The sequence below is a fragment of the Gardnerella sp. DNF01204 genome (genome assembly GCF_049244145.1).
Lineage (GTDB): Bacteria > Actinomycetota > Actinomycetes > Actinomycetales > Bifidobacteriaceae > Bifidobacterium > Bifidobacterium vaginale.
In genome coordinates this window covers 12,797-25,458 of sequence record NZ_CP058379.1, presented here as the reverse complement: position 1 = coordinate 25,458, position 12,662 = coordinate 12,797, and the positions used below count along the sequence as shown (strand labels likewise).

General features: G+C 37.1%; 10 protein-coding genes. 4 read left to right on the top strand and 6 right to left on the bottom strand.

The window, feature by feature from the left end:
• The first annotated feature begins 137 nt into the window (after positions 1-137).
• Together HXT46_RS00105 and HXT46_RS00100 are read left to right on the top strand one after the other, a co-directional pair.
• Positions 138-839, top strand: coding sequence for a rhomboid family intramembrane serine protease (locus HXT46_RS00105; RefSeq protein WP_004113994.1), 702 nt, complete (start codon positions 138-140; stop codon positions 837-839).
• A gap of 213 nt (positions 840-1,052) precedes the next feature.
• On the top strand, positions 1,053-2,360 hold the full coding sequence (locus tag HXT46_RS00100) for a THUMP-like domain-containing protein (protein ID WP_009993794.1): 1,308 nt from the start codon (positions 1,053-1,055) through the stop codon (positions 2,358-2,360).
• Positions 2,361-2,423: 63 nt separating this feature from the next.
• Here the strand turns inward: HXT46_RS00100 and crgA are convergent, their stop codons facing one another.
• Positions 2,424-2,825, bottom strand: coding sequence for a cell division protein CrgA (gene crgA / locus HXT46_RS00095; protein ID WP_004113997.1), 402 nt, complete (start codon positions 2,823-2,825; stop codon positions 2,424-2,426).
• Between the two features lie 76 nt (positions 2,826-2,901).
• Here crgA and HXT46_RS00090 point away from each other — a divergent pair, with 76 nt between their 5' ends.
• Both HXT46_RS00090 and HXT46_RS00085 read left to right on the top strand, forming a co-directional pair.
• On the top strand, positions 2,902-3,699 hold the full coding sequence (locus tag HXT46_RS00090) for a DUF881 domain-containing protein (RefSeq protein WP_004113998.1): 798 nt from the start codon (positions 2,902-2,904) through the stop codon (positions 3,697-3,699).
• Between the two features lie 9 nt (positions 3,700-3,708).
• The gene (locus HXT46_RS00085) at positions 3,709-4,824 is read left to right on the top strand and encodes a class E sortase (RefSeq protein ID WP_004114002.1); all 1,116 of its coding nucleotides are present in this window, start codon (positions 3,709-3,711) and stop codon (positions 4,822-4,824) included.
• Positions 4,825-5,057: 233 nt separating this feature from the next.
• On the opposite strand, the gene pknB is transcribed toward HXT46_RS00085, so the two are convergent.
• Genes pknB through HXT46_RS00060 form a run of 5 tightly spaced genes read right to left on the bottom strand, consistent with a single transcriptional unit; the run spans position 5,058 to position 12,660 of the window.
• Positions 5,058-7,142 carry a Stk1 family PASTA domain-containing Ser/Thr kinase gene (pknB, locus tag HXT46_RS00080; protein ID WP_116773008.1) on the bottom strand — a complete coding sequence of 695 codons (2,085 nt, stop codon included), beginning with the start codon at positions 7,140-7,142 and terminating at the stop codon, positions 5,058-5,060.
• Positions 7,139-8,104: a serine/threonine-protein kinase gene (locus tag HXT46_RS00075; protein WP_004137650.1), complete on the bottom strand. Its 966-nt coding sequence runs from the start codon at positions 8,102-8,104 to the stop codon at positions 7,139-7,141. The genes pknB and HXT46_RS00075 overlap by 4 nt, the downstream gene beginning before the upstream one ends.
• Positions 8,101-9,567 carry a peptidoglycan D,D-transpeptidase FtsI family protein gene (locus HXT46_RS00070; protein WP_421785978.1) on the bottom strand — a complete coding sequence of 489 codons (1,467 nt, stop codon included), beginning with the start codon at positions 9,565-9,567 and terminating at the stop codon, positions 8,101-8,103. The genes HXT46_RS00075 and HXT46_RS00070 overlap by 4 nt, the downstream gene beginning before the upstream one ends.
• Positions 9,560-10,984, bottom strand: coding sequence for an FtsW/RodA/SpoVE family cell cycle protein (locus HXT46_RS00065; protein WP_065189502.1), 1,425 nt, complete (start codon positions 10,982-10,984; stop codon positions 9,560-9,562). Before HXT46_RS00065 ends, HXT46_RS00070 begins: the two co-directional genes overlap by 8 nt.
• Positions 10,981-12,660, bottom strand: coding sequence for a PP2C family protein-serine/threonine phosphatase (locus tag HXT46_RS00060; protein WP_004114012.1), 1,680 nt, complete (start codon positions 12,658-12,660; stop codon positions 10,981-10,983). The genes HXT46_RS00065 and HXT46_RS00060 overlap by 4 nt, the downstream gene beginning before the upstream one ends.
• Positions 12,661-12,662: the final 2 nt, after the last annotated feature.

Here is a 12,662-nt window from a genome sequence, read left to right as displayed (position 1 = left end):
CAAGTCAACAATTTATATCGAGTTTCACTCGCGTACTCACTATCATAGTGATTTTTTTCAATACTCGCATCTTTTTTATCATATAGATTGGTTACAAATATTTAAACTTTGTGTATGCGATTAGATAATGTTATTTTATGAACAATTTTGATGTAAAAAATATTATTAGGCGTTTTAAGATTAATTGCAAAAGCGCTACATATTCACTCATTTATATTTGTGTTTTTGTTTGGCTTGTTGAAATTATTCTTCATACTTTTTCGCCAAACTTGTATCAAGTACTTATTGAGAATACAGCATTTTCTCCATTTTTGATTAAAAAATCTATTTGGACTTGGTTTACATCTATGTTTGTTCATTCTCCTGGATTTAGCCACATATTTTTCAACATGCTCTGCTTATATTCTCTCGGAATAGAATTAGAGAAATTCTTTGGCAGGTGGAAGTTCTTCTTCCTATATGTCATTTCAGGACTAGGAGGATGCGTTGCAACCCTACTTTACTGCAGAATGACGGGAAACTGGTTCTTGTCGGCTTATGGTGCATCAGGTGCAATTATGGGGCTTATAGGGGCACTTCTTGTAGCTCAATGGAGACTCGGTGAAAATACTCGAGGAACTTTGATATGGATTGCTTTAACTCTAGCTATGCCTATTATTATTCCAAATATTGCTTGGCAGGCTCATGTTGGTGGTCTTATCACTGGAACAATTTTGGCTACTTTGCTTGGAGTTAATAATCCGATTCTTAAAAAAGCATCTTTTAATGAGCGTTTTGCTATATATTCTTTACTGATTCTTATTGTGCTCCTATCTATTTGCATGTTATGTATATGCTAATCAACTTTAAATTACACGTATGTAGTTCTCCACAATTGTGGACACAAAAGTGGATAACTTGGGTATAACATGGGAATATCTGCTCATGTTATCCACAATGTTGTACACAAACGTTGATAACTCAGTCTTTTAAAACCTGTTAACAAGTGCATAAAAGTTATCCACATTTTTTATAAATTGTGATTTTCTCCAATCTTAATAAGAAATAAAATTATGCAATCTAAATTCAATCATCCAAAACATCTAAATCCACAAAGCCAAGAAACACTTGATTTTATTAAGGAAAATCAAGATGCTAACCCTGAAGATGCTGCTTTAAAAGCATCTAATAATCCCAAAATCAATGTTTTATTTGCCGTTAATCAAATAAGCGGAAAACAGATTGCAAAAACAAAACTGCCTAATTGGTATATGAATAAACAAGTAATATATCCAGCTCACATTTCGATGGAACAATGTTCATCGCAAGCAACCGCACAATATAAGGCGCAGATAGTTCATAATCTTATAAAAGATAATAACTTAAACAAGTCTAACACTACACTAATTGATTTAACTGGCGGATTTGGCGTAGATTGCGCAATAATGAGCAAAGAATTCAGTGAATCTATTTGCGCAGAAAAACAAGAAGAATTATCTGCTATTAGCCAGCACAATATGATTGTAATGGGATTAAAAAATGTTCATTGCGTAAATTGCACAAGCTCTGAAGTATTAAATAACGTAAATTCAGCTACCATTATTTACATTGATCCCGCAAGACGCGACCAAAAAGGATCCAGAACATACGCTATAGAAGATTGCACTCCGAATGTTATAAACCTAAAGTCACAGATGCTAGATGCTTCAAAATTTGTGATTATAAAACTATCCCCAATGCTTGATTGGAGAAAAGCTATATGTGATTTTAACGGAAACGTTAGTCAGGTACACATAATTTCTCACAACAATGAATGCAAAGAATTACTTTTAGTATTGGACGCAAATTTACATAACATTATTGAGATTCATTGCGTTAACAATGAAAATATTACTGTTTTTTGCGCAAAATATGATTCGTCTTTACACAAGGTTGAAGAATCTTACGAGATTTCAAATAATGTCACAAATGTTATGGAAAATTGGAGAAATTTAGCTAAATATGTTTATGAGCCAAACGCATCTATTATGAAAGCAGGATGTTTCAATCTCTTAATACAAAAATATGGTGTTTATCAAATCGCAAGCAACAGCCACATTTTTATTTCAGAAAATTGTAACTCTGATTTTCCTGGAAAAATTTGGAAAATAGAAGGAGTCTGCAGCATGAATAAAAAAGAAATCAAGCAAATTATTTCAGACTTAGAGTACGCGAATATAGCCACGTACAATTTTCCAATTAGTGTTAATGATTTGAAGAAAAAACTTAAATTAAAAGATGGTGGTACAACTAGAATTCTGGCTACTACGGATAGTAAAAACCAGCACGTAATTATTAGAGCAAGTCAAGTAACAGATAAACAGATAATATACAATAAATAAATTAATGGCTGCGCACTCATGCACGCAGCCATTAATCAAGATTTAAAAAGTTCTATTAACTTTTTATCTCCAGCACATTGTCATTAAGAATCCAGCCATAACCAAGCATGCTGCAATCAAAAGATTAAATGCTCCAATTCCAGGAATTGGTAGAGAAGGATTCAGGTAGTAAACAACCGCCCAGAACAAACCAACAATCATAAGCGTGCAGAAAAGCGGAACAAACCAACCAGCATTAGCCTTTGTTCCTTTAATTGACTCTTCAACTCTACGAGTATTTTCTTCTTGACGCTTCATCATTCGCTGTATCTGCGGAGACAAAGAATCTTTGTCCGCAGTCGCATTCAGCACAGCTTCAACCTGCTCCATAGGCACGCCATACAAATCTTCTTTAGAAGATTCTTTTGCTTCGCCAGCATCGGCAGATGAAGCAGCATTCAATGTGTTTAATTCTTCGTCAGCCATAACAGTAACTCTCCAATCAATCGGCTACACGCTATAATAATAGTTACACTCGAACGCAATAAGAAGACTGGATGCTATGGCTAGACAAACAGGTAAACACAGCGCTAAAAAATCGCTGTTGGGAAGCATTGCTGTGGCATTAGCTATCTCTTTTACAGGATATTTATTTATTACTAACTTGCGTATTAATCGTACAGCGTTTGTTACATCAGACACCGGTCAGATGGTAGAAAGAAATTCTCAAAGAGCAAAAAGCTTAAGAGAAGATGTTAAAGAGCTAGATTCACAGGTAAATCTTCTAAACAAAACTTTAACGAATAATACAAATGATGCAGATTCTTCCGACGATACTGGTGCTAGCACAATACTCCCAGCAATACAGGGACCTGGAATTAGTGTTACACTAAACGATTCACCACTGTGGAAAACAGCCGTAAACGGGTCTGGAAGCTCCGCAAACATAAATGACTACGTAATACACCAACAAGACATAGAAGCGGTGGTAAATGCCCTTTGGAGAGGCGGAGCAGAGGCAATAACAATCCAAGACCAACGCATACTATTCAATTCTGCTGTTGTTTGTATCGGAAATGTGCTTATGCTACAAGGTCATCAGTACTCGCCACCGTATAGAATATCTGCTATTGGCTCAATCGAAGACATGGTAGATGCGCTGGATGACTCTCCAGCAATTCGAACATATAAAGACTATGTCAGCGGTTTTGGGTTGGGATGGAAAGTGGAAAAAAAGAGTAATCTAAAATTCGCAGAATCTTCTGCACTTTTACAGCCGCTACGATATGCTTCGGTTCCAAAAGATGCCGATTTTATTAGTAGTAATATTTCGCCACAACACCATTCCAACAGGCAATAAAGGAGTAACATGAAGCGTTCTAACAATATGCACGAACGTAGCGAAACTAAACACGGCAAAACCAGTATTATCTGGCAAGCAGTTGGTGTTGTAGGAGAACTTCTTATTTCTTTCGCTGTTATTTGTGCACTGTATATTGTCTGGCAGATGTGGTGGACGGGTGCACAAGCTGAACATATACAAGTTGAAACACGTCAATCTGTTTCTTGGACAAACCCTGCTGCTGGTCCTAAAACAAAAATTGCTCTTCCTCAAGTAGACAATCCTCCTAAATTACAGGGCGTTAAACATGGAGATCTTCTAGCACGAATCTATATTCCACGCTTCGGTGATCAATGGGAGCGTAATGTTATTGAAGGTGTAGATATGGAGATACTTAATCGTCGAGGATTAGGTCATTATCCTAAAACTGAGTTGCCTGGAGAAATCGGAAACATTACAATTATTGGTCACCGCAATGGTTATGGTCAGCCTCTTGCGGATGTTGATAGGTTCCAAAAGGGAGATTCTATTATTCTTCGAACTAAAGATTATTGGTTCGTTTACAAATACATTACTCACAAGATTGTTAGACCAGAACAGGTTGAGGTTCTTGACCCAGATCCAATAAACCATAGTAAAGAGCCAAAGAAACGCATGATCACCATTATTACATGCGAACCTAAGTTCTCTACACCTAAGTTCCGCTTTGTTAGCTTTGGAGAGCTTGACTATTGGGCTAAAGTTTCTGACGGTATTCCAAAAGAGCTTTCTACTTTAGATGAAAACGGAAAAGTTAAGTTTGTTAATAACGAGCAACAATCTTTGATCTCTCATCTCGATTCGCTTGTTCCGCTTATGATTGGCGCGCTGATAGTTTATTTGATTATCTTTGCTGCTGGAGCTATTGCATGGCAGTGGCCATTAAGACGCGAGATTAAAGCAGGTCTAAAGCCAAAGCCTGAATTCAGCATCTTTGGCGGACTCATGAGGCTACAGCCTGGAATTCTTCCAGTGAGATTAATTCTCTCCTTAATTATCTACCTAATATGCATTATGATACTTATGCAATGGGTATACCCGTTTGTTTCGGCAAATATACCATTCTTAAGAGAAATGTCTGCATACACAGCAACGCCTTACTAAGGGGTAAGTAGATAATAAGTAAGTAGATAATATTAATAAATAATAAAAATCAGGGTTAGGATGATTTCTTAACCCTGATTTTTTCGTATAAGATTAGATAATCTACTTTTGGTTTATGTACAAGAACTAACTAAAACACGTGGACATTAAGCATGCACTTAATTAACATATGCATTTAATTAATATAAAAAGCCAGTAAGCTTATTAAACTTACTGGCTTTATGCTTTGCTTTTTACAAACCTGTATCTGTTGTTGTAGTAGATGTAGATGGGGCTTCAGTAGAAGGTTTATTAAAATCTAATCCCGTACCTGGCTTTGTAAGGTCCGATGGAGGAGTAGCAGATTTCACAGTCAAAGTGATTGTTGAACCTTTGTCAATCTTTGCTCCTTCTTTTTCAGACATTCCAGTAACTATGTCATCATCTTTAGCTGATGCATCAGATGCAACAACCTTAAAGCCTTTTGCTTCCAATACTTGTTTAGCCTGCTTGAAAGTTACAGTGCCAACAGCCAAACGAGGAACTTCAACTTTAGGCTTTCCTTTAGAAACATATACTGTTACAGAGCTATGAGGCTTTACTGCAGCACCAGAAGATGGGTTCATCTTGGTCACAGTTCCTTCAGATGCAGTATCAGATTCTTCCTCAACAACATTTACAGTAAAACCAAGATTTTGCAATTCGCTTGTTACAACATCCTTAGATTGTCCAACTAAACCATCAGGAATCTTTGTAAGACCAGAAGAAATGTATAAGGTAACCATAGACCCCTTGTCTGCAAACGAATCTGCAGAAGGATCTGTACGAGTAACATGATTCTTCTTAACTTCCGTGCTATCTTCTACACGAACATTAGATATCTTAAATCCAGCACGTTCAAGAGCTTTACGTGCTACATCTTGCGATTTACCAGTAACATCTGGAATCTTAGTAGACTGTGGACCTACAGAGAACCATACGCTTACTCTAGATCCTGAAGAAACTTTAGCTCCACCTTTAGGAAGCTGTTTTGTAAAAGTTCCTTCTGGTTGAGAAGATTTATCATCTTCCAAAATATCTGGGATAAGACCAAGAGCTCGCAACTTTTCGCGAGCGGCATCCTGCGTTGTTGTTTCTGTAAATGTAGGAACTACAACTTCTCCAGCAAGTTTACTGCGATTCAAAACAAATAAAATTCCAGCAACAATAATTGCGCAAACTACAGCAGATATAACGGAAGTAATAACAATTCTCTTGCTTCTTTTTGCTCTATTAGCTGCAAGCTGCGCTGCTCTAGTGTTATAACCAGTATTTTGAGTATAAGGCTCAAATTGACCTGTAATAGCACCAAAGCTTTGAGTTGATGCGGTATCAGCATTGTTCATTGCTTGTGTTGCAGCATTCTGCTCAGCCTGCTTTCTAGCACGCATATTAGCCAAATCCGTCAGAGGATTAAATGCTGCAGCAACAGGAACACCACCATTCATAAAAGCCAATATGTCATTTTTAAATTCTGCGGCAGTTGCATACCTATTCTGGCGGTCCTTCGCCATTGCTTTGGCACAAATCTTATCCCACATAACAGGAAGACCAGGAACAAGCGTACTTAATGGCGTTGCAACCTCAGACACATGCTGATACGCAATTGCAACAGCTGAATCACCTGTAAAAGGAGGTCTACCAGTTAGCATCTCATATAAAACACAGCCAGCAGAATATAAGTCAGATCTCATATCTACTTGTTCTCCACGAGCTTGTTCAGGAGACAAGTATTGAGCAGTTCCAACCACGCCCTGTGATTGTGTCATTGTTGTTGCAGAATCGTCCAATGCCCTAGCGATTCCAAAATCCATAACTTTAACAATGCCCTGCTCGGAAATCATAATATTTCCAGGCTTAATATCCCTATGAATTACACCCATTCTGTGCGAATACTCAAGAGCATTAAGAACTCCGAGCATAACTTGTTCAGAATCTCTTTGACTCAAAGCACCATTCATTTTAAGAATATCGCGTAAAGTTTTACCCTTAACATATTCCATAACAAGATATGGCAGATGCTCTTCTACACCATTGTCATCTTCTACAGATTCTTCTCCAGAATCATAAATATTAACTATGTTAGGATTGTTCATCTGAGCAATTGAATGTGCTTCTCTGCGGAATCTAGATAAGAAAATCTCATCATTTGCCAGATCAGAACGCATAATTTTAACCGCAACAGTACGACCAAGACGTTTATCTTCTGCGATTCTCACCTCGGCCATTCCGCCACGACCAATTAATTCACCTAATTGATACCGTCCATTCGCTAATGAGGTAGGCATTGTGTTACTCATTGCTGCTCCTTGCGGTTGTTATTGTTTAAAATGTTAATAATATTCACTTGAGTTTTTGGAACACTTCTCACGCTACGAGCAGGACGCTGAACAGCGGAAGAAGGTACTGAGTTTTTATTATTAAATGCTGTTTGTTGATCTAAAAGTCTTCTTTCTATTTTCGAAAGAACTTTTGACACTACTAGAGCATCTTTAGGTCTGTCTTTTGGATTTTTAGAAAGCATTGACATTACAAACTGTCTTAATTGGATATCAACACTATCTGGAAGAGGTGGAACAGGATCGTTAACATGAGCTGCTGCAATATCTACAGGCGTAGCTCCAGTAAATGGTCTGTGTCCACAAAGTCCTTCGTAAGCAACAACTCCGAGAGAATATATGTCAGATTGAGCAGTAGCTTGTTCTCCTTGAGCTTGTTCTGGAGAAATATATTGAGCCGTTCCTACTACCATTCCATCCTGAGTTATTTGTTCTTGATCACTAGAATAAGAAACACCAAAATCTGTTATTTTTACACTTCCAGTATCAGAAACCATAATGTTTGCTGGTTTAACGTCTCTGTGTATAACACCATGAGAATGAGCTACAAAAAGACCTCTAGCTGTTTGAATAAGAATAGGAAGCAAACGAGTTGGTTCCACAGTTTTTTCTTTATGATACAAATCTGCTAAAGATTTACTAGGCACATACTCCATAATCAGGAAGCCAATACCATCATGCTCATAATAATCAAATAATGCCGCAATATTAGGATGCGCTAAATTGGCTGAATTATGTGCTTCTGCGCGAAGTCTACGCAACTTAGCTTCAACATTGTTAGTGTCTGTTCTAAGAGCTTTAATTGCTACAATTCTGCCAAGCTGTATGTCAAAACCTTTCCATACTTCGCCCATACCGCCTTGTGCAAGACGTCTATCTAACCTATATCGATGATGAACTAACTGTCCTTCAACAAGTTTCATTGCTTAAGAGCCTCCTTCATCACCTGCTTCATAATAGGTCCTGCAGTATAAGTTCCATATGTGTTCGCATTATGAACTACTACTGCTATAGCTATTTTAGGGTCTTCTGCTGGGGCAAATCCAATTACCCACCCATTTGCAGACTGATTTTTTACACCAATCTGCGCTGTTCCAGTTTTTGCTGCAACATGAATATTTGGTAGAGAAAGATTTGAATTTTCTTTAACTACTACACTTTGCATCATACTATTAAGTTTTGCAGCTGTCTGTGCACTAATAGCTTGGCTCATAACAGTAGGATTTGTTTGCGATATAACAGACAAATCACTAGATCTTACGCAATCAACCAAAGTTGGTTTCATAAGAGTTCCGTTATTAGCTATAGCCGACGCAATCATAGCATTTTGAAGCGTAGTAATCTTTGCATCTCCTTGACCTATAGATTCTAGAGCTAATTTATCTTGAGATGGTTTAGTAGAAAGTAATGATGTTACTACTCTCATAGGGAAACCAGTTGAATCTGATCCATCTAAAGTAAATGAGCTAAAGAATCCAAATTTCTTAGCTTGCTTTATTATTGCGTCAGACCCTAACGATATTCCTAACTGTGCAAAAGCAGTATTTGAAGAATAAGCTAAAGCATCTTCAAATGATATTTGTCCGTTAACTCCATTTGCAGGAACAACAACATTTGTTAAATGCGTTCGAGTTCCAGGAAGAGTGTAGCTTGATCCAGCTGGAATCTGAGTATTTAAATCATATTTTCCAGATTCTAACGCTGCAGCAGCAATAAGTGTTTTTAAAGTAGATCCCGGTGCATACAGTTCAGAAATGGAACGATTAAGCATCGGATTATAAATATTAGATATAAGATCCTTGTAAGACCTATTTACAGAAGAAACATTGTGAGAAGCAAGAAGAGAAGGATTGTAACTTGGAGTGCTAACCATTGCTAGTATTCGTCCAGTTTTTGGCTCTATAGCAACTAAAGCGCCTTCTTTATTTTTTAGTAGATTATATGCAAGAGTCTGAAGCTTAGTGTTAATAGATGTTTCTATTGAAGCACCCCTATTTTCTGCTCCAGTAAACAATGACTTAAACTTTTGAAGGAATAAAGCATCTGACTGTCCACTTAAAAGCTCATTCCTTGACGCTTCTATTCCTCTATCAGCTCTTTGACTTATTGAATAATATCCTGTAATCGGAGCATAAACTTCACCATTGAAATATGAGCGCTGATAAACAAAAGCATCTTTAGATGGATCAGATTTTGCTAATACTGTTCCATCAGACGCAAGTATTGCTCCTCTAGGAGACCCAAATTCATGGTATAGTGCTCGTCTATTTCTAGGGTCTGAATTTAACTCGTTTGATTTTATAGAAGTTATGTAAGTACTAGAAACACAAAGTATTACGAATAATATTATTACTGCAGTAAAAAGCTCTTTTAAACATTTATTCATAACTTTCACCTCCATCTTCTTTAAGATCAGAGGCTTTATTTTCTCTCTCCCTAAGTTCTCGTTCTCTTAAGGCAGCTAAAGCTTCGTATTGGAAAGTATCAGACATAACAGCAGTTTCAGGCTTATTTGCAGCATTAGAGATAACAATCAAAATAGCAGCAAGCAAATAATTTGCCACTAATGAGGATCCTCCAGCAGCCATATATGGCATTGTTAAACCAGTTAAAGGAATTACAAGAGTAATACCTCCAACAACAGTAAAAACTTGGAAAGCCATTGTAAAAACTAAACCAGATGCAAGGAGTTTTCCAAAACCATCCTTGATTTTCATTGCCGTTATCATACCCGAAGCAATAATAATCAAGTAAAGCATTAATACTATGAACAAACCCGTCAATCCTAATTCTTCACCAACTGAAGCGTAAATAAAATCAGAATTAGCAAGAGGTGTCAAAGATGGGTGACCTTGCCCTAATCCGGTTCCTGTAACACCACCAGCTGCCAATCCAAATAATCCTGTAACAATCTGAGCAGAACCACCTGGGAATCTATTGTAAATAACTGGGTCATACGGGTTAAGCCAAGCATCTACTCTATATTGCACATGAGCAAATAATTTAACAGCTACAAAGCATCCAATCATGAATGCTATAAATCCAATTGCAAGCCAACCTTTTCTGCCTGTAGCAACATACAACATAGAAACAAACATTGCAAAGAACATTAAAGATGTTCCTAAATCATGTTGTACAACAAGAACGCACATTGATGCAGCCCAAACAAGTGCAATAGGACCCATGTCTTTAAATCGCGGAAGATGCACGCCTAAAATCTTTTTTCCGCCAACAGCAAGCCTGTCTCTATGGTCAAACAAATATGCTGCAAAGAAGAATGCTAAGAATAACTTTGCAAATTCTCCAGGTTGAAGAGTGTGGTTACCAAAACCAATCCATATTCTTGCTCCGCCAATTTCCTTACCAACTATAGGAAGCATTGGAGATAGTAACAATATAAGACCTATTATCATGCTTACATACGAGAAGCGTCTAAGTATTCTGTAATCTTCAAAAACAAGCACAAAAATTATTGACAAAACAAGAGCAACACAAACCCATATAAGCTGTTTCATAGCAATATCTGTATTGTGCTGTTTATCTATCCTAGCAATCATTACTGTGCCGATAGTTGTAAGCAGAAGCATACATGGCAATATAACTTGACTACAATAAGGTTTTTTTACTATTAAAACTCCCCATAGAACTAAGTATAAGGCTGTTGTAAAAGTAAGCATTCCAATATAATCTGCTGGAATATATCCGTTAATCCTCAAAAACATCTGCAAAAATGCTAATGAAGATATAATTATGGAAAACAGAAGTAGAGAAATTTGTTTAATTCTAATACTCAACATATTCATGAGGTTTTACCCCCTGAATCAGAGTCTGAATTTACAACTCCACTATTATTGCCATCTTTATCGTCTAAACTAGATTTAGCGCTTTTTTGTTTATTACTGTGTTTTTCAATTTCTCTAGCACGCATTTCACGTCTTATTAATTTTGCGTGTCCTCTAGCTTCTTTAAGACTGCTAAAACTTATTCCTTCATCGAGTTGATCTTGCCAAGATTTATCTAGTTTTTTTACTCTAATATCTGTTTCTTCGATCTGATGAGAAAGTTCTAAACCAAAAATATTTGTAGGAACACCTTGGTAAATAACTACTCTATCGTTACCTTTACCAATGTAATACTGCTTTTGAGTCCACGAATATACAAGATATGCCCCAGAAGCAACAATAGAGCATATTACAAGTATTGCGAAAGCAACTCCTATTCTCATCCATCTTTTTCTAATCTTATTTGCTTTATGTGCTTCAGCTTGTTCTCTTTTTACAGCTCTAGCAACATCTGGATCTCTAGGATCAGTTGAGATTCTTCCATTCTTCTTTTTTACAATAGGAATCTCATTTGTATCTGTAGACCTAAGTTCTTCTTCATTTCTTAAGTGAGAAGGCTGAACTAAACGAGTTGTTTCAACTTTTTCAACATCTTTTTCACTCGACTTTTCACCATCTTGTATAAGAGCAGCGGCTCTTTGAGCAGGTGAATTTTTACCTTCTCGCAACACTGGTGTGGAAGATACTGCCTTATTAACAATATCTGCTATCGATTCCAAATCCTTACTTGCAGCACCGCCAATCAATGGTGTTTGGTGAGGTAAATCAAAAGCATCTGCGTCTAGTGCCAAAGTCGCATCTGCAATAACAGCTGTGGCATTATCAGTACTTCCAGCTTTAAGAGCCATTGAAACAAGTTTTTGAGCACATTCTTCTTGATTAGATACACTGCTCATAACTTCTTGAATAGTGGAATCTTCTAATACTCCACATACTCCATCTGAACAAAGCAACCAGCGATCTGAAGGATGAGCTAATCGAATTGCCATATCTGGGCGTGGATCAATATCAAAATCACCCAATACTCGCATAACAACATTGCGTTGCGGATGATTTCTTGCTTCTTCTGGAGTAATATGACCAGTATCAATTAAATGTTGAACATAACTATGGTCACAAGTCATTCTTATAAGATGATTATCTCGCAACAAGTAGGCTCTAGAATCACCTAAATGTGCAAGAACCCAGTATCCGTTTACTAAAGAAACAGCTGTTACTGTCGTTCCCATGCCAGCAAGACGTCTTTCACGCTTAGCTTTTCCAACAATCGCGTCGTGAGCTGCCATAATTGACGTTTCCATCATAGAAGAAACAGCTTTTACATCATTTGGTCTTGAATCCTGCTCAATATGAGCTAAAGATCTTATTGCAATAGTGGACGCCGTATCTCCACCAGCATGGCCACCCATACCGTCACAAATAGATGCTAAACGCTCTCCTGCGAACGCTGAGTCTTGATTATTACTACGAACTGTACCAACATCACTAACAGCCGTGGAATACATAAACAACGCTTTATCAATAAATGAAGCTTTATTAAAATTATTTTCTTTATCTCGATTAGTGTTTTTATTATTTAAAGAATTATATACAGTATCGGAATTTCTACTATCAATGTCTGAATCTAATTGTGTCATAT

Coding starts and splice junctions, on each gene's coding strand:
- HXT46_RS00105 (WP_004113994.1), top strand. CDS start 138: ATGAACAATTTTGATGTAAAAAATATTATTAGGCGTTTTAAGATTAAT.
- HXT46_RS00100 (WP_009993794.1), top strand. CDS start 1,053: ATGCAATCTAAATTCAATCATCCAAAACATCTAAATCCACAAAGCCAA.
- crgA (WP_004113997.1), bottom strand. CDS start 2,825: ATGGCTGACGAAGAATTAAACACATTGAATGCTGCTTCATCTGCCGAT.
- HXT46_RS00090 (WP_004113998.1), top strand. CDS start 2,902: ATGGCTAGACAAACAGGTAAACACAGCGCTAAAAAATCGCTGTTGGGA.
- HXT46_RS00085 (WP_004114002.1), top strand. CDS start 3,709: ATGAAGCGTTCTAACAATATGCACGAACGTAGCGAAACTAAACACGGC.
- pknB (WP_116773008.1), bottom strand. CDS start 7,142: ATGAGTAACACAATGCCTACCTCATTAGCGAATGGACGGTATCAATTA.
- HXT46_RS00075 (WP_004137650.1), bottom strand. CDS start 8,104: ATGAAACTTGTTGAAGGACAGTTAGTTCATCATCGATATAGGTTAGAT.
- HXT46_RS00070 (WP_421785978.1), bottom strand. CDS start 9,567: ATGAATAAATGTTTAAAAGAGCTTTTTACTGCAGTAATAATATTATTC.
- HXT46_RS00065 (WP_065189502.1), bottom strand. CDS start 10,984: ATGAATATGTTGAGTATTAGAATTAAACAAATTTCTCTACTTCTGTTT.
- HXT46_RS00060 (WP_004114012.1), bottom strand. CDS start 12,660: ATGACACAATTAGATTCAGACATTGATAGTAGAAATTCCGATACTGTA.